The sequence below is a fragment of the Paraburkholderia sp. Ac-20342 genome, assembly GCF_017104985.1.
Lineage (GTDB): Bacteria > Pseudomonadota > Gammaproteobacteria > Burkholderiales > Burkholderiaceae > Paraburkholderia.
On record NZ_JAAGPQ010000025.1, the window covers coordinates 33,916 to 55,126 of the forward strand.

22 protein-coding genes are annotated in these 21,211 nt (G+C 64.7%); 12 read left to right on the forward strand and 10 right to left on the reverse strand.

Annotated features, from left to right (window positions below; genetic code table 11):
* Positions 1–65: 65 nt before the first annotated feature.
* Genes phnN through phnF form a run of 3 tightly spaced genes read right to left on the reverse strand, consistent with a single transcriptional unit; the run spans position 66 to position 2,145 of the window.
* Positions 66–617 carry a phosphonate metabolism protein/1,5-bisphosphokinase (PRPP-forming) PhnN gene (gene phnN / locus G3N58_RS12765; RefSeq protein ID WP_167039745.1) on the reverse strand — a complete coding sequence of 184 codons (552 nt, stop codon included), beginning with the start codon at positions 615–617 and terminating at the stop codon, positions 66–68.
* Positions 614–1,390, reverse strand: coding sequence for a DUF1045 domain-containing protein (locus G3N58_RS12770; protein WP_205999314.1), 777 nt, complete (start codon positions 1,388–1,390; stop codon positions 614–616). Before G3N58_RS12770 ends, phnN begins: the two co-directional genes overlap by 4 nt.
* Positions 1,387–2,145 (reverse strand): phosphonate metabolism transcriptional regulator PhnF, encoded by a 759-nt coding sequence (gene phnF, locus G3N58_RS12775; protein ID WP_167039741.1) that lies wholly within the window; start codon positions 2,143–2,145, stop codon positions 1,387–1,389. The genes G3N58_RS12770 and phnF overlap by 4 nt, the downstream gene beginning before the upstream one ends.
* 180 nt (positions 2,146–2,325) lie before the next feature.
* On the opposite strand from phnF, the gene phnG reads away from it, so the two are divergent.
* The 7 genes from phnG (at position 2,326) to G3N58_RS12810 (ending at position 8,369) form a co-directional block, all read left to right on the forward strand.
* A complete protein-coding gene (phnG, locus tag G3N58_RS12780) occupies positions 2,326–2,829 on the forward strand; it encodes a phosphonate C-P lyase system protein PhnG (protein WP_205991204.1) in 504 nt (167 codons plus the stop codon).
* Positions 2,829–3,467 (forward strand): phosphonate C-P lyase system protein PhnH, encoded by a 639-nt coding sequence (gene phnH / locus G3N58_RS12785; protein ID WP_205999315.1) that lies wholly within the window; start codon positions 2,829–2,831, stop codon positions 3,465–3,467. Before phnG ends, phnH begins: the two co-directional genes overlap by 1 nt.
* A complete protein-coding gene (locus G3N58_RS12790) occupies positions 3,467–4,657 on the forward strand; it encodes a carbon-phosphorus lyase complex subunit PhnI (protein ID WP_205999316.1) in 1,191 nt (396 codons plus the stop codon). The genes phnH and G3N58_RS12790 overlap by 1 nt, the downstream gene beginning before the upstream one ends.
* Complete coding sequence (locus tag G3N58_RS12795; protein ID WP_205989800.1) at positions 4,654–5,601, forward strand: alpha-D-ribose 1-methylphosphonate 5-phosphate C-P-lyase PhnJ; 948 nt, start codon at positions 4,654–4,656, stop codon at positions 5,599–5,601. Before G3N58_RS12790 ends, G3N58_RS12795 begins: the two co-directional genes overlap by 4 nt.
* Positions 5,598–6,368, forward strand: a complete 771-nt coding sequence (phnK, locus tag G3N58_RS12800) for a phosphonate C-P lyase system protein PhnK (protein ID WP_167039731.1) — start codon at positions 5,598–5,600, stop codon at positions 6,366–6,368. The genes G3N58_RS12795 and phnK overlap by 4 nt, the downstream gene beginning before the upstream one ends.
* 8 nt (positions 6,369–6,376) lie before the next feature.
* Positions 6,377–7,171: a phosphonate C-P lyase system protein PhnL gene (gene phnL / locus G3N58_RS12805; RefSeq protein ID WP_205999317.1), complete on the forward strand. Its 795-nt coding sequence runs from the start codon at positions 6,377–6,379 to the stop codon at positions 7,169–7,171.
* A 64-nt stretch (positions 7,172–7,235) separates the two neighbouring features.
* Positions 7,236–8,369 (forward strand): alpha-D-ribose 1-methylphosphonate 5-triphosphate diphosphatase, encoded by a 1,134-nt coding sequence (locus G3N58_RS12810; RefSeq protein ID WP_167283692.1) that lies wholly within the window; start codon positions 7,236–7,238, stop codon positions 8,367–8,369.
* A gap of 81 nt (positions 8,370–8,450) precedes the next feature.
* On the opposite strand, the gene G3N58_RS12815 is transcribed toward G3N58_RS12810, so the two are convergent.
* Both G3N58_RS12815 and G3N58_RS12820 read right to left on the reverse strand, forming a co-directional pair.
* Entirely contained in the window at positions 8,451–10,265 is a 1,815-nt protein-coding gene (locus G3N58_RS12815; RefSeq protein ID WP_167039725.1) for a diguanylate cyclase, read from the reverse strand.
* Complete coding sequence (locus G3N58_RS12820) at positions 10,265–11,383, reverse strand: extracellular solute-binding protein (RefSeq protein WP_205999318.1); 1,119 nt, start codon at positions 11,381–11,383, stop codon at positions 10,265–10,267. Before G3N58_RS12820 ends, G3N58_RS12815 begins: the two co-directional genes overlap by 1 nt.
* 123 nt (positions 11,384–11,506) lie before the next feature.
* On the opposite strand from G3N58_RS12820, the gene G3N58_RS12825 reads away from it, so the two are divergent.
* The 4 genes from G3N58_RS12825 to G3N58_RS12840 all read left to right on the forward strand — a co-directional run bounded on the left by G3N58_RS12825 (position 11,507) and on the right by G3N58_RS12840 (position 15,737).
* Positions 11,507–11,743: a hypothetical protein gene (locus G3N58_RS12825; RefSeq protein WP_205999319.1), complete on the forward strand. Its 237-nt coding sequence runs from the start codon at positions 11,507–11,509 to the stop codon at positions 11,741–11,743.
* Positions 11,744–12,095: 352 nt separating this feature from the next.
* Positions 12,096–12,878 (forward strand): ABC transporter substrate-binding protein, encoded by a 783-nt coding sequence (locus G3N58_RS12830; RefSeq protein ID WP_167039719.1) that lies wholly within the window; start codon positions 12,096–12,098, stop codon positions 12,876–12,878.
* 336 nt (positions 12,879–13,214) lie between these two features.
* Positions 13,215–14,330 carry a succinylglutamate desuccinylase/aspartoacylase family protein gene (locus tag G3N58_RS12835; protein WP_167039717.1) on the forward strand — a complete coding sequence of 372 codons (1,116 nt, stop codon included), beginning with the start codon at positions 13,215–13,217 and terminating at the stop codon, positions 14,328–14,330.
* A 243-nt stretch (positions 14,331–14,573) separates the two neighbouring features.
* Positions 14,574–15,737, forward strand: coding sequence for a porin (locus tag G3N58_RS12840; RefSeq protein WP_205999320.1), 1,164 nt, complete (start codon positions 14,574–14,576; stop codon positions 15,735–15,737).
* A 209-nt stretch (positions 15,738–15,946) separates the two neighbouring features.
* Here G3N58_RS12840 and G3N58_RS12845 read toward each other — a convergent pair whose 3' ends face one another.
* The 5 genes from G3N58_RS12845 to G3N58_RS12865 form a co-directional block, all read right to left on the reverse strand.
* The gene (locus G3N58_RS12845; protein ID WP_205999321.1) at positions 15,947–16,438 is read right to left on the reverse strand and encodes a hypothetical protein; all 492 of its coding nucleotides are present in this window, start codon (positions 16,436–16,438) and stop codon (positions 15,947–15,949) included.
* Between the two features lie 83 nt (positions 16,439–16,521).
* Entirely contained in the window at positions 16,522–16,908 is a 387-nt protein-coding gene (locus G3N58_RS12850; RefSeq protein WP_167283688.1) for a DUF3592 domain-containing protein, read from the reverse strand.
* Entirely contained in the window at positions 16,905–17,369 is a 465-nt protein-coding gene (locus G3N58_RS12855; protein WP_205999340.1) for a type VI secretion system tube protein Hcp, read from the reverse strand. The genes G3N58_RS12850 and G3N58_RS12855 overlap by 4 nt, the downstream gene beginning before the upstream one ends.
* Positions 17,370–17,813: 444 nt before the next feature.
* On the reverse strand, positions 17,814–19,547 hold the full coding sequence (locus tag G3N58_RS12860; protein WP_205999322.1) for an IlvD/Edd family dehydratase: 1,734 nt from the start codon (positions 19,545–19,547) through the stop codon (positions 17,814–17,816).
* A gap of 266 nt (positions 19,548–19,813) precedes the next feature.
* Entirely contained in the window at positions 19,814–20,224 is a 411-nt protein-coding gene (locus G3N58_RS12865; RefSeq protein ID WP_167039707.1) for a DUF1801 domain-containing protein, read from the reverse strand.
* A 534-nt stretch (positions 20,225–20,758) separates the two neighbouring features.
* On the opposite strand from G3N58_RS12865, the gene G3N58_RS12870 reads away from it, so the two are divergent.
* A complete protein-coding gene (locus tag G3N58_RS12870) occupies positions 20,759–21,202 on the forward strand; it encodes a VOC family protein (RefSeq protein WP_167283685.1) in 444 nt (147 codons plus the stop codon).
* Positions 21,203–21,211: the final 9 nt, after the last annotated feature.

The window sequence follows — 21,211 nt, forward strand, 5'->3', positions numbered from 1 at the left end:
AGGCGAGTCGGCAACGGAAATGGCCCAACGTACCGCAAAAATGGCCGCATAGGGTAACGCACGCGCTACAGGTTCGCATGCTCCCTCAGCACCGCGATCAACGCATGGCCGGCGTCTTCGAGCGCGCCGGAGTTGTCGATCGTCGTGCAACGCACGCCGTCGGGCAGCGAAAACGGCGCGCGCCGCGCGAGCCGCGCCGCGACCTGCTCGGCCGATTCGCGCGCCCGCGCGCCGAGCCGCGCTTCAAGAATATGTGCAGCCGCGTCGACGTGGACCACTTCCGCCTGCGGATAACGCGCGAGCGCATGCTGCACATACTGCCGCGAACCGTTGACGACCACCGTGCAGCCGCGCGCGAGCCACGCATCGAGTTCGATGCCGATGCCGTAGCGCAGCGAATGGCTCGACCATTCGAGCGCGAACAGCCCCAGCACCGAACGCGCGGCGAATTCCTCGACGCTCAGCGCGACATGCACTTCGCCATGGCCGCTCGGCCGCGTGATGTAGCGATGCGCGAACACGATCGGCTCGCCCATCAGATGCTCACGCGCGAAGCCGAGCAGCGAGTCCTTGCCCGCGCCCGACGGCCCCATCACATAGATCAGACGCCCGTTCATCGCCGCGTCACCTGCGGGACCGCGCCGTCGTTCGGCCCGTCGGCGCGAAACGGCAAACGCTGCCACAACACGAACGGCTCGCCCGGCGCCGGCTCGACGAACAGCGCGGCGTGATCGACGCTCAACGGGCCGAGCGCGGGCACACGCTGCCGCCACCAGGCGAGCAGCGCCGCGCGCTCGCCGGCATCGTCGAGCGAATTCGACAGCGTCATATGGAAACGGAATTCGTCGAACACGTAGGGATAGCCCCATTGCAACAGCAGGCTGCGTTGTCGCTCGCTCAGCGGCGCGGCGAGGCGGCGCGCGAGATCGGCCTCGGACGGTTGCGCGCGCAGCGCATCGAGCGCTTGCAGCGCGCTCGCCGCGACGTCGCGTATGCGGGCGTCGCCATGCTCATCGGCGGGACGCAGCGCGACGAAATCGCCGAGCGTCGCGGCTTCCACCGGCAGGTCGAACGCGTGTTGCGTGAGCGCCCACGTGCGCGCTGTGGCGAGCACGTCGTCCGGCGCGAGGCCGGGCGCGAGACGAAACGGCGCGACCAGCGTGCCGTGCCAACCATAGCGGCGCGGCGCTTCGGTCAACTCCGCAAGCGCACGCGCGAGGCTCGCCGGCTGCGGCGCCGCGCAATGCTCGCCGCTTTGCGCGTCGCGCCCGAGCCATGCCGAGCCGGCCTGCCACCATGCCGACTCCCGCGCGGGCGCGTAGTACACCGCAAAGCGCGTCCGCGCGTCCCATGCCGCGGCCGCTGCCGTGGCCGATGCAGTGCCGCTCACAGGTCGTGCTCCACGTACAGTTGCACGCGGTCCGCCGCGAAATGCGTGAAGCCGTATTTGATCGGCGTGCCTTGCAGGTCGACGTCGACGTTTTCGACCCACAGCACCGGCTGCTGCCGGTTGATGTTCAGACGCCGCGCGACTTCCGGCTCGGGCAGCACGCTGCCGATACGGCTCCACTTGCGCAGATAATCGCTCACGCCGAATTCGGCGAGCGCCTTCGTCACGCCGCCGACACGCTGCGCGACTTCCGGCAGATCGGCGAAACGCGTGGCCGGATACCAGCTGCGCGCGAACGTGAGCGGCACGCCGTCGGACTCGTTCAGCGATTCGATGCGATACACCGCCGCGCCGGCGCGCAGGCCCAGCGCCTTCGCGACGCCGGCCTCGGCCTTCACGCGCGTGGCCGCCAGCATCGTGCCGGCCGGCGCGTGATGCTGCTGGCGCAGGTTCTCGGTGAAGCGCGTGCGGCGGCCGATCGTATAGTCGATAGCGCCCGGCTGCACGAACGTGCCGCGGCCCTGCTCGACGCTGACGAGGCCGAGCGCGGCGAGGCCGAGCATCGCGCGGCGCACGGTGTGGCGGTTGACGTCGAAGCGCCTGGCGAGTTCGCCCTCGCTCGGCAGGCGCCCTTCCTCGCCAAAACCGCTGGCCGCGATCTCGGCGGCCAGAATCTGTTCGATCTGCCTCCAGACGGCCACGCCCGCGCCGCGCTCGAGCATCGTGGCCGGTGTCGCGCTGTCGTTCGATGTCATGGTGCTGTCATTCCCCTAGGTTCAAATGATCGCCGTGAGGTGCATTGTAGTGCGCGAGCCATGATGGAAATATGAAAACGTGCCTGCGTACAACGAATCCTTCAATTGCGCCTTTAAACGTCTAGACGTTTAGATGAATAGATGCTCAAATGTCCACTCGATGGATCGACAGGAAACCCGATGAGCGCCACTTCCCTTTCGCCCGGCATGCCGTCTTCCGCCGCGTCGCCGGCGCGGCGCGCGTGGATGGCCGTGCTGGCCCGCACGCCGCGCGCCGATCTCGAGGCCACGCTCGCGCAGGTGCTGCAAGAGCTTCCCCAGCCCGTCTACGACTGGCTGCGCCCGCCTGAAATCGGCCTCGCGATGGTGCGCGGGCGCGTCGGCGGCAGCGGCGATCCGTTCAATCTCGGCGAAGCAACGGTCACGCGCGCCACGCTGCGCCTGCGTGCCGATGGCGCGGCCCCGGCAATCCTCGGCGTGGCCTGCCATCTGGGACGCGACCGCCGCCGCGCCGAACTCGCCGCGCTCGCCGACGCGCTGCTGCAAATGCCGGAGCATCACGACGCGATGCAGCGCCGGCTGATCGGGCCGTTGGCCGCCCAACAGCAGGCACGCCGCGCACGCCGGCAGCAGGACGCCGACTCCACGCGCGTCGAATTCTTCACGATGGTCCGGGGCGACTGATGGAAACCTCACCGATTGCATTGTCCACGCTGACCCCGGGTTTCGCCGATCCGGTCCACGACACCCAGGCGGTGTTTCGCACGCTGCTCGATGCGCTGTCGCGGCCGGGCACGCCTGGCGTCGTCGGCGACCGCCTGCCCGGATCGAGCGAAGCGCACGAAACGCACGACTCGCACGAAGCGCGTGCCGAGCCCGCCGCGTTCGCCGCGCTGCTCACGCTGTGCGACTACGCGACGCCGATCTGGCTCGCCCAGGCCGATACCGCGCTCGCTTCCGCGCTGCGCTTTCATACCGGCGCGCCGCTCGTCGAGACGCCCGCTGAAGCCGCGTTCGCCTATATCCACGATGCCGACGCCTTGCCGCCGCTCGACAGCTTCGCGCTCGGCAACGCCGAGTCGCCCGAGCAATCGGCCACGCTGCTGATCCGCGTCGCGTCGCTGACGGGCGGCGCGCCGGTCGTGCTGCGCGGCCCCGGCATTCGCGAGACCGCGACGATTGCGCCGGCCGGCCTGCCCGCGCGGTTCTGGCGCGAACGCGCGGCGCTCGCCCCGCTCTTTCCGTGCGGCATCGACTGTTATCTGGTTTGCGGCACGCGCCTCGTCGGCCTGCCGCGCACAACTGAAGCGAAGGTGAACTGATGTACGTTGCCGTCAAGGGTGGAGAACGCGCGATCGAAGCATCGTGGCGCAGGCTCGACAAGGCGCGCCGCGGCGATACGCGCGTCGCCGAACTCAGCGTCGCGCAGATTCGCGAGCAGTTGCGTCTCGCGGTCGCGCGCGTGATGACCGAAGGCTCGGTCTACGACGAAGAACTCGCGGCGCTCGCGATCAAGCAGGCCGCCGGCGATCTCGTCGAGGCGATCTTCCTGCTGCGCGCCTATCGCACCACGTTGCCGCGTTTCGGCTATACGCGTGCGATCGATACCGAAGCGATGCAGGTCGAGCGCCGCATTTCGGCGACCTTCAAGGACGTGCCGGGCGGCCAGCTGCTCGGCGCGACTTACGATTACACGCAGCGCCTGCTCGATTTCGCGTTGCTCGCCGAGGGTCATGACGAAGGCAAGCATGACGCAGACGACATGGCGCACGGCAGCGCATCGGGTTCGGACGAAGCATCGACGCAGCAGCCGGCCGGCGAGCCCATGCCGCGCGTCGTCGCGCTGCTCGACAAGGAAGGGCTGATCGAGCAGGAACGTCCGTCGCCCGACGGCGCGGAACCCGGCGATCTGTCGCGCGAGCCGCTCGCGTTTCCGGCGAGCCGCGCGACGCGTCTGCAGAATCTCGCGCGCGGCGACGAAGGCTTTCTGCTCGCGATGGGTTATGCGACGCAGCGCGGCTACGCGCACTCGCATCCGTTCGCGGGCGAGATCCGCTTCGGCACGATCGCGGTCGAAATGGAACTCGACGAACTCGGCGCGGCCGTCGAGATCGGCGACCTCGACATCACCGAATGCCAGATGATCAACCAGTTCGCGGGCAGCGGCTCGGTGCCGCCCGCGTTCACGCAGGGCTATGGCCTCGCGTTCGGTCACTCGGAGCGCAAGGCGATGGCGATGGCGCTCGTCGATCGCGCGCTGCGTGCCGAGGAACTCGGCGAAACGCTCGCCTCGCCGACGCAGGACATCGAGTTCATGCTCTCGCATAGCGATAACGTGGAAGCGTCGGGCTTCGTGCAGCATCTGAAGCTGCCGCATTACGTCGACTTCCAGTCCGAACTGGAACTGGTGCGCAAGCTGCGCGCGCAACATCGCGCTCTGGGCGAAAACGCGTCAAACCACGACGCGGCAACCGGGGCCCACCCCGCCACCGACAGGGAGCAAGCAGCATGAACGCACCGGATACCGCTCTTTCGAACACCGCCACCACGGGCACCTCGCACGACAGCGCCGCGCACGGCTACAACTTCGCGTATCTCGACGAGCAGACCAAGCGCATGCTGCGCCGCGCGCTGCTCAAGGCCGTCGCGGTGCCGGGCTACCAGGTGCCGTTCGCCTCGCGTGAAATGCCATTGCCGTTCGGCTGGGGCACGGGCGGCATTCAGGTGACGGCCGCGATCATCGGCAAGGCAGACACGCTGAAGGTCATCGATCAGGGCTCCGACGAAACCACCAACGCGGTCAACATCCGCCGCTTCTTCGCCCGCACGACCGGCGTCGCGACCACGCGCCGCACGGCCGAGGCGACGATCGTCCAGACCCGCCACCGGATTCCCGAAACGCCGCTGACCGAGAAGCAGATTCTGGTCTACCAGGTGCCGATGCCCGAGCCGCTGTACCGGCTCGAACCGCGCGTCGCCGAATGCAAGAAGCTGCATGCGCTGGCCGATTACGGCCTCATCAGCGTGAAGCTCTATGAAGACATCGTGCATCACGGCAGCATCGCGACGACCTACGACTATCCGGTGATCGTCAATCATCGCTATCTGACCTCGCCCTCGCCGATTCCGAAGTTCGACAATCCGAAGATGCATATGAACCCCGCGCTGCAACTGTTCGGCGCGGGCCGCGAACGGCGCATTCATGCGATTCCGCCCTATACGCCGGTGCGCAGCCTCGACTTCGACGATCATCCGTTCGAGGTGCAGAAGTGGCAGCATGCCTGCGCGCTGTGCGGATCGAAGGAGAGCTTTCTCGACGAGATGATCGTCGACGATGCGGGCACGCGCATGTTCGTCTGCTCCGATAGCGATTACTGTCACGAGCGGCGCGGCGACGGCGATATCGAATCGCCGGCCCCGCTGCTGCCCACCGCGCGCCAGGGAGAATCCGCATGACGCCGCTTCTGAGCGCCCGCGCGCTGACCAAACAATACGGCGGCCGCAACGGTTGCCGCAACGTGAGCTTCGATCTCTATCCGGGCGAGGTGCTGTGCATCGTCGGCGAATCGGGCTCGGGCAAGACCACGCTGCTCAACACGCTGGCGCTGAAAACCGAGGCCGATAGCGGCTCGCTTCACTACACCGCGACACATGGCGACACGCTCGATCTGCGCGCGCTCTCCGAGCCGCGCCGCCGGTTGCTGATGCGCACCGAGTGGGGCTTCGTGCAGCAGAATCCGCGCGATGGCCTGCGCAGCGGCGTGTCGGCCGGCGCGAATATCGGCGAGCCGCTGATGGCGGTCGGCGCGCGCCACTACGGCGAGATTCGCCGCGCCGCGACGCAGTGGATGGAGCGCGTCGAACTCGACGCGACGCGCATCGACGAATTCCCCGCCGCGTTTTCGGGCGGCATGCAGCAGCGTTTGCAGATCGCGCGCAATCTCGTCACCGGTCCGCGCCTCGTCTTCATGGACGAACCGACGGCTGGGCTCGACGTGTCCGTGCAGGCGCGTCTGCTCGATCTGCTGCGCACGTTGACGTCGACGCTGCATCTGTCGGTGCTGATCGTCACGCACGATATCGGCGTGGCGCGTCTGCTCGCGCATCGGCTGATGGTGATGCAGGCGGGTGAAGTCGTCGAGGCGGGCCTGACCGATCAGGTGCTCGACGATCCGCAGCATCCGTATACGCAAACGCTGGTTTCCTCGGTTCTGCCGGTTTGAGGCTCACGATGCAATCCATTGAAGCAGACCTGCAAGCAGGCAGCGCAGCGCGCAGCAGCGCCCCGGCTTTCGCCGCCCGCCCCGCGCTGATGCTGCGCGCGGCCGGTATCGGCAAGACCTTTACGCTGCACGGCCAAGGCGGCGTGCAGATCGAAGCGCTCGCGGACGTGTCGCTCGACGTCGAACGCGGCGAATGCGTGGTGCTGGTCGGGCCCTCGGGCGCGGGCAAGAGCACGCTGCTGCGTTGTCTGTACGGCAACTATCTTGCAAGCACCGGCTCGATCGAGATTCGCGACATGACCGATCAGGGCCGGCCCGTGTCGATCGTCGGCGCCGAACCGCGCGACGTGCTGCGTCTGCGCCGCGGCGTGGTCGGCTACGTGAGCCAGTTCCTGCGCGTGATTCCGCGCGTGCCGACGCTCGCGCTCGTCGCCGAGCCGCTGGTGTCGCGCGGCGTCGCCGAAGACGAAGCCCGCGCGCGCGCCGCCCGCCTGCTCGCGCGGCTGAACGTGCCCGAGCGGCTCTGGACGCTGGCGCCCGCCACCTTTTCGGGCGGCGAACAGCAGCGCGTGAACATTGCGCGCGGCCTGATCGCGGAGCATCCACTGTTGCTGCTCGACGAGCCGACCGCCTCGCTCGATGCGGAAAACCGCGACGTGGTAGCCGATCTGATCGTCGAGGCACGCGAGCGCGGCGCGGCGATCGTCGGTATCTTTCATGACGAAGAGACGCGCAGCAAGGTCGCGACGCGCCGCCTGGAACTACAGCCGCCGCGGCGCCACGCCGTACTTGAGATCGCATGACAGGAAGCAGTGGCAGACTGCCAGGTACTACCCCTTCAGGCCCGACTGACTACGGAGCAAGTCGATGTTGATCAGGAACGCTCGCGTCGTGACGCGAGACGAAGTATTCACCGGCGTGGTGCGCGTCGAAGACGGCATGATTCGCGACGTCGAGCGCGGCGCGAGTTCGGCGCGCGAGGCCGAGGACTGGGACGGCGACTATCTGCTGCCCGGTCTGATCGAGCTGCATACCGACAATCTGGAGAAGCATCTCGTGCCGCGGCCGGGTGTCGAGTGGAATACCGACGCCGCCTTCGTGATTCACGACGCACAGGTCGCGGCCGCCGGCATCACGACCGTGTTCGACGCGCTCGCGATCGGCTCGCGCTTTAACGTCGGCGTGCGCGGCCGCGATCTGCAGACGAAATGCGCCGACTCGCTGCTGCGGCTCGCCGCGCACCGGCTGCTGCGCGCCGAACACTTTCTGCATCTGCGCTGCGAGATCGCGACCGCCGACGTCATCGACATTTTCGATTCGTTGTGCGCCCATCCGCTGCTGCGGCTCGCCTCGGTGATGGATCACACGCCGGGCCAGCGGCAATGGCACGACCGCGAGCAATGGCGCCGCTACCAGGAGCGCAACGGCAAGATGAGCGACGAGCGCGTCGCGACCGCGCTCGCCGAACTGGAAGTCGAACAGGAGCGTTACGCGGATACGCATCGCCACGAACTCGTCACGCGTTGCAAAACGCTCGGCATTCCGGTCGCGAGCCACGACGACACGCTGATCGAGCACGTCGAACAGGCCAAGGCCGAGGGCATCGTGCTCGCCGAATTCCCGACCACGCGCATTGCCGCGCAAGCCGCGCGCGAGCATGGCATCGCGACGATCATGGGCGCGCCGAACATCGTGCGCGGCGGCTCGCATTCGGGCAACGTGTCGGCGCTCGAGCTTGCACGCGCGGACCTGCTCGACATTCTCTCGTCCGATTACGTGCCGTCGAGCCTGCTGAGCGCCGTGTTCGAACTCGTCGACAAGGCGGACTGGACACTGCCGCGCGCCATGCAGACGGTCTCCGCCGAGCCGGCGCGCGCCGCCTGCCTCACCGACCGCGGCGCGATCGAGCCCGGCCTGCGCGCGGACTTCGTGCGCGTGACGATGCTCAACAAGTTGCCGGTGCCGCGCGCGACTTACCGGGGCGGCGTGCGGATCGTGTGAGGCAATCCGCACGATCGGGATCGAAGGCGCCTCGAACCACCTGCTCCGCCGCGCGCCCGATCGCACCTTCTACTGCGCTTTTTACTGTGCTTCCGCCGGATCCTCCGCGGCATTCTCGTCCGCCCGCGCCGGCGCGGGTCCGTTCTTCGCGGCCGTCCCGGCCTGCTCGTCGAGCAGGTCCCGGTAACGCAGGTACGCGCAACGTCCACCCGATTTCGCCGCGTACATCGCCGCGTCGGCATTCAGCAGCAGTTCCTCGGCATTGCCGCTGTCGTGCGGAAATTCGCTGATGCCGATACTCGCGCCGACCGTCATGCCGTGGCCGTCGATCACGAGCGTTTCGTTCAGCGCGTCCATGATGCGCGCGGCGATCTCGGTCGTGACGTCCGCCGCGCGCTGCCCCTCGATCAGCACGATGAATTCGTCGCCGCCCAGACGCGCGACGACATCGTCGGCACACAGCACGCCCTTGAGTCGCCCCGCCACCGCAGCCAGCACCTTGTCGCCGACCGAGTGGCCGAACTGGTCGTTGATCGGCTTGAAGCGGTCGAGATCGACGAACAGCACGGCCAGCCCCGCGCCTTGCTGCTTCGCGGCCTCGAGCGCGCTTTCGAGCTTCTGCATGAACAGCATGCGGTTCGGCAAACCGGTCAGCACGTCGTGCGTCGCGAGATGCGCAAGCTCGCTCTGCTTGCTGTGCAACGCATCCATCTGCGCGCGGATTTCGCGGCGCAAATGGTCGAAGCAGCGCGCAAGCACGCCGATTTCGTCGGTGCGCTTGAGCGGCAGCGGATTCATCGCGTGCTCGGCGAACAGGTGCGTCGCCGCCTGCGCGAGCAGATGCAAAGGCTTGGTCACCGCGCGCGCGGACAGAATAGCCAGTAATACGGACAATGCGCTGAACACCAGCACCATGCGGATGATCCGCGTGCCGAGCTGATTCGCGCCGGCCAGCACGTCTTCCAGCGGCTTGGCGAGACCGAGCACGATGAAGCGGTTGCCTTCCGAGTCGCCGAACCGCCGGCGCACGAACGCGAGCACCTGGCCCGCCGCCTGGCGCGGCCGCATGAGACCGTTCGCGAGCACTTCGCCCTGCGTCTGCGCGAACAGCGGCTTCGTCACGGGGAAGCTGTCCTGCATCAGCACGCGCCGGCCACGATCGAAGCCAAAGGTTTTCGACGGGTCCGGATGCACCAGGAAGTCGCCCCATTCGTTCGCGAGATAGACCTGATAGTCGCTCGGCAGATCGCTTTGCAAACGCCTGAGCATGATGGCGAGATCGATGTCGATCACGACGACGCCCACCACGGTTCCATTCGCGTCCGCGACCGGCGTGCCGATCCGCAACGTCGGCTTGCCCTGCGCCGCGTGCGTGCCGTATTCGTGATTGACGACGATCGGCGACGTATAGATGCGCCCCGGCGCAAACGCGAGCGTCTCGAACACATAGGGAAACTGACCTTTCTCCTGCAGGTCCTCGCCGTCGACGCGCACGAGACCGTCGCTGTCGCGATCGAAGCGGATCAGTTCGAGCCCATGATGCCGGCGCGCAATCAGCCGCACCTGCAGATACTCCGGGTGATGCAGCATGAAGCTCGAATACACCTGCGCGAGCCGCTCGCGCGGCGCGTTCGCGCCCACGCCGTCGTCGGTTTCGGCGACGTTCGCCGACGAAGGCATGGTCGCGAGCACGAGCGCGTCGGACGCGGTGTCGTCGATCGAGAACGCGATGCGCTGGCCGAGCAGTTCCGTCGAGGTCAGCAGGCTGCGCTCCGCTTCGTTGACGAGCATCGTGCGGTTCGCGTGATACGCGTAGTAACCGGTCGCGCCCGACGCCAGCACGCCGATGCACGCGAGCAGCACGGACAGCTTGAAGGTCAGGCCGCGCCGTAGCATCAGAAGCGCTCCGAGCGATCGCCCGATTCGATTCGCGTCCACAGTGCCTCGCGCTGCTGGATATTCTCGACCGGGCCGATCCAGACGATATGCGCGTTCGGACTCGTTTCCGCGGGTTCGCTCAGCGTGTTCGCGAGCCCCTGGCGCCGCGTGAGCAACGCGCTCACGTCCGGCTCGAGCATGTAGTTGATCCACGCGAGCGCGAGCGGGCGGTCGCTCGCGAAACGCGTCATCGACCAGCAATCGAGCCACGCGAGCGCGCCTTCGTCGGGAATCACATAGCCGACGTCGGCGCCCGCGCGGCGCAGCAGCTCGACCTGCTGCGTGCCGTAGTTGCCGAACATCAGCGCGGCCTTGTGCTCGATGAAGTACGCGGTCGCCTCTTCGGGCAGCGTGTAATACGTGAGCAGATTGCGGCGCAGTTCGACGAGCTTGCGCGCGACCGTGCGCATCTGCTTGCGATCGAGCTGGAACGGATCGGGATAGCCGAGCGCGAGCGCGGTGAACGAGAAGTTGTGCTGCGCGCTGTTGAAGTCGAGCACCTTGCCGCGATAACGCGGGTTCCATAGTTCGAGCATCGAATGCGGCGCGACCGGAACCTGCTTGCGGTCGTAGATGAGTCCCATCGACGAATAGGTGAACGGAATCGCGTACACCTTGCCCGCCGACGTGAGCCCCTCGATCGAACCGAGCGCCCGGAAGCGCGGCAACTGCCTGCGCGTGTTCGGCAGACTCGCGAGGTCGAGCGGCGCGAGCAGATTCGCCTGCGTATAGCGGTGGATTTCGGCGGTGTTGGCCGCGAGCACGTCGAATTGCCCGGCATCCTTGCCGTGCATCTGCGACCACAGCGCCTCGTCGGAATCGACCAGCGTGACTTCGACCTTCGCGTTATAGCGCGCCTCGAATGCCTTGACGACGTCGGGGTCCGCGTAGCCGGGCCACGCGAGCACGTGCAGGACCTTGTCGGCGGCGCGGGCGGAGGTGGCCGCGCTCAAACCGATGCAGCACAGGGCGGCGATCAGCAACGCCGAAACGGGGGACCGGAAAACCGGCGATACCGCGATTAATGCAGAGGGAATAATCGTGCGGAAAAAACCGCGAAAAAGGTCGCCACGCATCGAGAACGCGCGGACCGGCGCGCCAACGCCCGCGACTTGCCGCTGAAAAAGCCGAATGCCACTGCCTGTTTCATCCGCCGTCGACATCGTGTGCATGAATAACACCGTTTAGCAGAAGGCCCTTTGAGCGAGCTCAAACATGCGGTATTGAAAGCCGGCGTGGCGCACGACGACTTGCAACGGACTGGCCCGCCCGTTGCGCCGGCAAGCCCTTCGAGAAAGGCCGCGACGAACGCAAGGAGCATCGATGATAGCGCCAAAGCAGCGTTTTTTGTCCCTGGCTCAAGCTGCATCGAAAAACAGTCTGATGACGGCAACAGATTCCAGCTATGCACAATGCGTTATCGGCAAATTGCGTGAAATCTTGAGCGCGCCGGCTCCCGTTCGGGAGCGGCGATGGCATGGCCGGCGGCATTGAAATCGCATGCGCAAATCGCACCCGGAAGTCGCATGCGGAAGTCGCGGCGCTCGCGGCCGTTTTATCCCACAATCTGGACTCGCTCCGGCAGCCGGATTCGTCCGCGGGCCCCGCCGCGTGCGCCATCCGGTGTTTTACTAGCTTCCCAATCTTTTTGAACTGATAAGCTTGGCGCGCGTTGCAGGCCAGCCCGGCTTGCAACCTGGACCAGGCCCGGCCGCAAGTCGTGCCGGGCAGACCGCGGCGGCACAACCGCAGGCGGTCGTAATTGAACTACACCGAGGAGTAAAAACAGTGAAAAAACTGCTAGCGGCTTTGACGGTTGCTTTGCTTGCCACCGTCTCGATTGGCGCACACGCTAAAGATTGGTCGACGATCCGTTTTGGCGTTGACGCCAGCTATCCCCCGTTCGAGTCCAAGGGCGCGGACGGCAAGCTCGTTGGCTTCGATATCGACCTCGGCAACGAAATCTGCAAGCGCGTCGGCGCGAAGTGCGTGTGGGTCGAAAACGACTTCGACGGCATGATCCCGGCACTGAAGGCGAAGAAGTTCGACGGCGTGCTGTCGTCGATGTCGATGACGCCGCAGCGCGCCGAGCAGGTCGCGTTCTCGGCCAAGCTGTTCAACACGCCGACGCGCCTCGTCGCGAAGAAGGGTTCGAGCCTGCTGCCGACCGCCGATTCGCTGAAGGGCAAGTCGGTCGGCGTCGAACAGGGCACGATCCAGGAAACCTACGCGAAGACCTACTGGGAGCCGAAGGGCACCAAGGTCGTGCCGTATCAGAACCAGGACCAGGTGTATGCCGACCTGATCTCGGGCCGTCTCGACGCGGCGCTGCAGGACGCGGTGCAGGCTGAGCAGGGCTTCCTGAAGACGCCGCGCGGCGCGGGCTTCGTGTTCGTCGGCCAGAACCTCGACGATCCGAAGATTCTCGGCACCGGCGCCGGCATCGGCATGCGCAAGGAAGACACCGATCTGAAGACGAAGGTCGACAAGGCGATCGCCGACATGATCAAGGACGGCACCTACAAGAAGATCGAGCAGAAGTACTTCGACTTCGACGTGTACGGCAGCTAACGCCACGACGCGCGCCTCGCGGCGCGCCGGCCGACTGGCTCTCGAACGGGCTCCGCGATGCGGAGCCCGTTCTGTTTTGTGCCGCGCCTGTATTCCGCCTGGGCCACGCCTGGGCCATGGTTGTGCCGCGCCCGGGCCACCGCTGCGCCCGCTCATCTGCGCTCTTCGAGCCACATCGTGTGGCATATCGGCTAAGATCGTGCACAAACGTGGCGCCGCCCGCAGTACCGCCGCCCGTGGTCCGCGCCCGCGGGCCGTCCCCCGGCAGCATGCTTTCTCCATTGCAACCAACCCCATCACGCGGCCTGCACCTGTGAGCCGCGGCTTTCGAAAATCATGCAAACGCAAACCCATCCGCTGATTGCCCCGTCGCTCGGCACCGCCCGCAGCCTCACGAGTTTTCACTACGGCCCGGCCGGCGGACAGAAGATCTACATCCAGTCGTCGCTGCATGCCGACGAACTGCCCGGCATGCTGGTGTCGTGGGCGCTGCGCCGCAAGCTGGCCGCGCTCGAAACCGCGGGCAAGCTGCGCGGCGAAGTCGTGATCGTGCCGGTGCCGAACCCGATCGGCCTGAACCAGCACCTGCTCGGCCATCTGATGGGCCGCTTCGAAACCGGCACCGCGCAGAACTTCAACCGCAATTTCCACGATCTCGCGGCGCTCGTGCTGCCGGACATCGAAGGCCGCCTGACCGGCGACATCGACGCGAACCGCACGGCGATCCGCGCCGCGATGCGCGAGGCGCTCGACGCGCAGCAGCCGGCCACCGAACTCGCCTCACAGCGCCTCGCGCTGCAAAAGCTCTCGTACGACGCCGACGTCGTGCTCGATCTGCACTGCGACTGGGAAGCCGCGATGCACCTCTACACGAACCCCGATCTGTGGCCCGAAGTCGAACCGCTTGCGCGCTATCTCGACGCGAAGGCGTCGCTGCTCGCGCTGAACTCGGTCGGCAATCCGTTCGATGAAATCCACAGCTTCTGCTGGTCCGATCTGCGCGGCCGCTTCGGCGAGCGCTTCCCGATTCCGAACGGTTCGGTCTCGGTCACGATCGAGCTGCGCGGCCAGCGCGAGGTGTCGTACGAGTACGCGGAACACGATGCGCAAGCGATCGTCGAGTACCTGACCTCGCGCGGCGTGATCGACGGCGAGCCGGCCCCGCTGCCGCCGCTCGAATTCGCCGCCACGCCGCTCGCGGGCACGGAGCCGCTCGTCGCACCGATCAGCGGCGTGCTCGTGTACCGCTGCGAAGTCGGCACCTGGGTCGACGCGGGCCACGAAATCGCCGACATCGTCGATCCGCTGACGGATCGCGTCGTCACGATCAAAAACAGCGTGGCCGGCGTGCTGTACGCGCGGCATCTCACGCGCTTCGCGACGGCCGGGCTCGAATTCGCCCGCATTGCCGGTGCCACGCCGTTCAGAAGCGGTTCGCTGCTGAGCAACTGATAACAGCGCCTTAGTCGCACCAACTCCCGATAAAAAAGGGGATCGCCTGCCGACACGGCAGGCGATCCCCTTTTTCTCTTTATCGGCCCGCACACGAGCAAAGTGTCGCGTCGATACGACAGATTGGCAAAAATTTTTCACTGTCACATAGCCTACTCAGCGCCCCCTTAAATTGCCGGCAATCGCGCGACTTTGCCGCAGAGCAGCGCGTCGCGATCATCCAATTTTCAACCGGAGAATGTTTTGAACAAGAAAATCCTGACCGCCGCTACCTTCGCCCTCTTCGCAAGCGCCGCTCACGCACAAAGCAGCGTCACGCTGTATGGCGTGATCGATGCGGGTATCAGCTACGTCAACAACTCGAAGACGTCGACTGGCCACGACAGCCTCACGAAGTTCGACGACGGCGTTGCGCAAGGCAGCCGCTGGGGCCTGCGTGGTACCGAAGACCTCGGTAACGGCCTGAAGGCACTGTTCGTGTTGGAGAACGGCTTCAGCAGCGCGAACGGCACGGCCGGCCAGGGCGGCGCGATGTTCGGCCGCCAGGCGTACGTCGGTCTGTCGCAAAACAACGTCGGCTCGCTGACGTTCGGCCGCCAGTACTCGTTCTCGACCGACGTGCTCGGCTCGAACTACTCGACCGGCGGCAATACCGTCGCGGGTAACTACGCGTACCACATCAACGACGTCGACCAGCTCACGTCGAGCCGTATCAACAACGCGGTGAAGTTCTCGAGCGCGAACTTCTCGGGCCTGACCTTCGGCGCGATGTACGGCTTCTCGAACACGGCAGGCGGCTTCGCCGGCACGCCGGCTGTGGGCACGACCGCAGGTTCGTCGCGTGCTTACAGCTTCGGCGCGAACTACGCAAACGGCCCGTTCGGCCTTGGCGCTGCTTACACGGACATCCGCTATCCGGGTCAGGCTTCGCCGGCTTTCTCGACCTCGCTGGCTAACGTGAGCTTCGCGACGACCGGCGTCGGCCAGATCCAGGATCTGCGCACGTTCGGCGTCGGCGGCCGCTACACGATCGGACCGGCCATGCTGTGGGCCCTGTACACGAACACGCGCCTCGCCCCGATCTCGGGCCAGTCGACGACGTTCGCCGCATACGAAGCAGGCGCGAAGTACGCGATCACGCCGGCTATCACGGCAGGCGCGGGCTACACGTACATGCACCTGAGCGGCGCGAACGTGGGTCACTGGAACCAGGTGGACCTGAGCGGCGACTACGCGCTGTCGAAGCGCACGGACGTCTACGTGCTCGGCATCTACCAGATCGCCTCGGGCCACAACGGCACGCAGGATCTGCAAGCTCAGATCGGTTCGAGCACGAGCTACTTCGGCACGTCGGGTACGGCCGACAACCAGCTGGCGTTCCGCGTCGGTCTGCGTCACAAGTTCTAAGCGGCTTGTTGCCGGCAAGGAGCGCATGCGCTCCTTGCCGGGTTGCTGTGGTGAATGCTGTAGTGGAAAACGCCTCTCTGTGAGGCGTTTTTTGTTTGGGTGGGGGCGTTTGCGTGGAAGTTTGCGTGGAATCTGGCGGTGCCCGGTTATCGAGCGGATAGGTCAACGGTTCAACGACTCCTGCATCGCGCGGCACGGCAATGTACGGCCTATCCATCGACATACAAGCCGTTGCATTTTATTTTTCCGCACATGAAGGCAAATCCCACGGCATCTTGCAGACCTTCGTTGACCCCGCCCACTATCAATGCTGCCGGCGCGCTGCAAATTGCCATGCCGATCAGATCCGGCTTCACGATTGCCATGAGAAGAAGATCCGCGTGGATGCCGAGAAGCATGAATGAGCCTGTGCCGCCAAACAGATAACCGGCGGCCCCTTCCAGATAGATCGTTCCGCCTTCGAGGCTTTGCGGATTCGTCAAGTCATTGCCTTTAAACGAATCCGTCAGATACAGTCTGCCCCTGCTGGTGAAGTCGGCCGTCGAACCTGATCCGCTCAATTCGTCGCTTTTAACGAGGACCTTCGGCAGTGCGAGTCGCGGGATGCGAAGCAGCGTCGCAAGCCCACGGGATGTGCCGACTCCAAAACCGCCGTAAATATACTCATACGTTTGACCCGACGGGGCATCGAGCGCAAACATACCGCTTTCTGACTTGAACGCGCCGAAACCAATTCCGATGCCCGCGCTAGTATTGAATCTCCAGTGACTCTCTCGCAAAACCATTATCGCCAGCCCTTTCCAAGTGCCTCGCCTCTAAACCCCGCATCGAGAAAACCCACGGCGAGAATCAACAGGAAAACGGATGGAGCCCATAGATCGAACGCACTATCGATCATGGCCGAGCGGCCCGGGTTCCCGGGGTTGTAGCGAATGAGAACAGCCTGGCCGACTTCGAACGACCTGATCGTGCCGGTCGGCAATTCATAGTGCTGCCCATTCTTTGCATCGAAGGCTATCCGCGGGTGATGCCCACCGGAATTCAGGCTGACGACAGTTCCCGCCGTCGCGACGGATGACAGACGAAATTCGATGGTTGAGTAAATGGAAAACGCGGCCGCAATGGATGCAGCCACCCCAATGGCGAGTGCGTAATAGTTAGGGCGCTTCACCGCTCGAGGTTCTCTCTGATGTCAAAACTGGCAGTAACCGCTCCCGCGCTTCCCCCCGTTGGACTTTGAAGCGTGTATTCGTTTTTGACCCGGGCGAATGACAGCGCGACGTGCTCGTAACAACTATCACCAAACACAATAGGCTCGACCGCGGTAACGACTACGTCGCCCAGCGCAATTTTCAGAAAATCCATCGGAATACCGCCTGACTTGCGCGTACTGAGTACCGCCTTGGGTATATGCCTTCCGGTAAGGCAGTAGCGCATCAGATTCGGACTCGCACGGTCGATTTGATGAACGAACTCCAGGTCGTTGACTGTTGCCTTGCCTACGCCACGACCAGAGCCCGTCATCACTTGGGATTGCTGCGACATTTTCCACCGCCAACTGCTGACCTGTATTTCCCCAAGATGCAGTTCATCACGAGACTCTCCTGCAATCCCATCGATCTTGATAAAAATATCTTGCGCCGCCCTTCTTACCTTTTTGGACCAGACAACGTTGAAGTAAACGCGCGTGCAGCGCGTGGACTACGAAACCGCAAACAGGATTCGTATCGTGAATACTCAACGCTACAGTGGATTTCCTCTCGATACAGTCAGACAACGCTTAAATCTGCTTGCAGAGCAGACGAAAAAGGTCATGCACCATTTCTGCACTTTCTTTTATTTCGAATGTGTGCGGACAAAGCACCCGGCGAGACGTTGAATGTCGGAGTTCGTAGTGGGATTTGAGCTACTCGATCATTCCGAAGAGAATAAAAGATTCGGGATGCCAGGAGAAACCGACATCGACAACGGCAAATACCTGCAGGTACTCATGCGTATCACGCAGCCGAACCACAGATAGGGAGCGTTGCACACGACTGCTCAGCAGGAAGACGAGCGCCGCCCGTGTTGAAAGCCTCAATGCGAATGCCGCGGCACCACCGCCCCCCGGCACCCGACGAGAAAGTCGAGGTCACAGCCCTCATCGGCCTGCAGCACGTGATCGATATAAAGACGCCGATACCCGCCGCCCTCGGGCGGCTGCGGCGGCAGGTGCTGCGCGAGACGGCGCGCGAGTTCCGCGTCGCTGATGTCGAGATGCAGCGTGCCCGCGTCGCAATCGAGTTCGATCCAGTCGCCGTCCTGCACCGCCGCAAGCGGACCGCCGGCCGCCGCTTCCGGCGTCACGTGCAACACGACCGTGCCGTACGCGGTGCCGCTCATGCGCGCATCGGAAATCCGCACCATGTCTTTCACGCCCTGCTTCAGCAGCTTCGGCGGCAATCCCATGTTGCCGACTTCGGCCATGCCCGGATAACCCTTCGGCCCGCAGTTCTTCATCACCAGCACGGAGTTCGCATCGACGTCGAGCGTTTCGTCGACGATGCGCGCCTTGTAGTGCTCCAGGTTCTCGAATACGACCGCGCGTCCGCGATGCCTGAGCAAGCCGGGCGTCGCCGCCGACGGCTTGAGCACGGCACCGCGCGGCGCGAGATTGCCGCGCAGCACGCGGATGCCGCCATCGGCGACGAGCGGTTTGTCGAGCGGACGGATCACTTCGTCATCGGTGCTCGGCGCATCCTTCACGTTGTCCCATAGCGATTTGCCGTTGACCGTCAACGCGCCCGGATGCGGCAGCAGGTTCGCTTCGCCGAGCCGGCGCAGCACCGCCGGCAGGCCGCCCGCGTAATAGAACTCTTCCATCAGGAAGCGGCCAGAAGGCTGAAGATCGACGATGGTCGGCGTATCGCGGCCGATGCGCACCCAGTCGTCGAGTTCGAGATCGATGCCGATGCGCCCCGCGATCGCCTTCAGATGAATCACTGCATTGGTCGAGCCGCCGATCGCCGCGTTGGTGCGGATCGCGTTCATGAACGCTTCGCGTGTGAGGATCTTCGAGAGCATCAGGTCTTCGAGCGCCATTTCGACGATACGGATTCCTGACATATGTGCGAGCACGTAGCGGCGCGAGTCGACGGCGGGAATCGCCGCGTTGTGCGGCAATGACACGCCGAGCGCTTCGGCCATGCAGGCCATCGTCGAAGCCGTGCCCATGGTGTTGCAGGTGCCCGCCGAGCGCGACATGCCCGCTTCGGCCGAGAGGAATTGATGCAGGTCGATCTCGCCCGCCTTCAGCGATTCGTGCAACTGCCACACCGCGGTGCCCGAGCCGATGTTCTTGCCGTCGAGTTTACCGTTCAGCATCGGGCCGCCCGTCACGACGATGGCCGGCACGTCGCAACTCGCCGCGCCCATCAGCAGCGCGGGCGTGGTCTTGTCGCAGCCGCATAGCAGCACGACCGCGTCGATCGGGTTGCCGCGAATCGCTTCTTCCACGTCCATCGCCGCGAGATTGCGCGTGAGCATTGCGGTCGGCCGCAGGTTCGATTCGCCATTCGAGAACACCGGGAATTCGACCGGAAAACCGCCCGCCTCGTACACGCCGCGCTTCACGTGTCCGGCAAGCTTGCGGAAATGCGCGTTGCAGGGCGTCAGCTCCGACCATGTATTGCAGATGCCGATCACCGGACGGCCGTCGAATTCGTGCTCGGGAATGCCCTGGTTCTTCATCCAGCTTCGATACATGAAGCCGTTCTTGTCAGCTGTACCGAACCACTCGGCTGAGCGCAATTTCCGCTTTTTTTCCGACATGCTCTGTCCTTGATGCATGTGCCGGGACACCGCGCCGGCCGGTTTGACCGAACCGGCGCCACGCGACCGGCACGATGACGGAAGGCCTCTCTCAGGCTCTGGGGATGGTGAAGTGTACGGAGCGGGTTGATATCTTTCCAATTATATTTTTGGCGATATCAATATCAATTCCGGTATTCGATCGATGACGACACGGTAGTGCGCCGCCCGCCTTGCCCCGCCTCGTTTATCGCCCGAGGCCTGCTTAGCCGGCGCGTTCGGTCGGGCTATGCATCCTCGCCCTTCTTGCCCCGCGTATTCTTCTTCAGATGCGCCCGGTTGTACTCGATCGCCGCGCGCACCAGCGCCTTGAGCGCCCGTTCATCGACCTTGTCGCCTTCCAGAAAGTCGATCGCGCGCCGCGCATTGCCTTCGAGACCCGCGTTGAAGAGCCGGTCCGGATCGGCGAGTCCCGCTCCGTGCGCGAACGTCACCTTCACCTTGCCCTTGTGCGCATTGGCGACCGCGATCATGCCGTCGCGCGACCAGACCGGGCTGCCCATCCACTTCCATTCCTCGACGATGCCGCGATCCGCCGCGAGCATCGTCTTGCGGATGCGTGCGAAGGTTTCACCGCGCCAGTCGGTGAGAGCCGCGATCATCTGGTCGATACGTTCGGACGGGTTCGATGGATTCATGGGATTCTCGTGCCTCGCGAATAGTAGGATGCCGTATCAATCGGACCATTGTAATCCCGTGCCCCTCACAGCCAGCCTTCGCATCGAGCGGGTCGGCACTCACCCGGTGGCGTCGAAATGGGTCGCATCGCTACCGTCCTTTTGCGTGAAGAGAGGCGTCCCCCGTCAATGACTGATCGTACGGGTCTTCCTGGATTAGGGTCTCGTGTGGTTCCGACTCGATAGAAACACTCAGCCCCACGCACGGCCTCGCATGACGCGCGAACAACTCGAGAAGCTCCGGGCGCAGACCATCACCGCGTTGCGCCGCGAGAGCATGAAGCGAGAGAAGCGGCATCGGCATTGTTCGACTCCTTGCTATCGATGAGCGACGCAGCGGAATGGCCGCGTCTGGAGTGAACGATATGAAGCGGAAAATGTACTCGCCATCCGCTTCTTGCGCTGACATTCGCGCGAGGTATTGCGTCGTCGCCCGGTATGCAAAACGAACTCGATTTCGCCGATAATCGTTCATCGGCAACCCCGGAGGTGACGATGAACACGATTCACGAGGTCTATCCGTATCTGCGCGTGCGCAGCGCCGCGCAGGCCATCGAGTTCTACGCGCAGGCGTTCGGCGGCGTCGAACAGTTTCGTCTGACCGAACCGGGCGGCCGGATCGGCCATGCGGAAGTGAAAATCGGCCCGGCGATCGTGATGCTGTCGGACGAATACCCCGAGCACGGCATGCTCGGACCGAGCGCCGAGAACAGAACGAGCGTGCTGCTGCACATCCATTGCGACGACGTCGACCCGCTTTTCGAGCAGGCGGTGAAAGCGGGCGCAACCGTGGTTCGCCCGCCGACCGATCAATTCTATGGCGAACGCTCGGCAACCGTACGCGATCCGTTCGGCCACGAATGGATGCTCGGCTCGCAGATCGAAGCGGTGGCGCCCGAAGAAATGCAGCGCCGGTATACGGCGCTGTTCGACAAGTAGCGGCGCGCA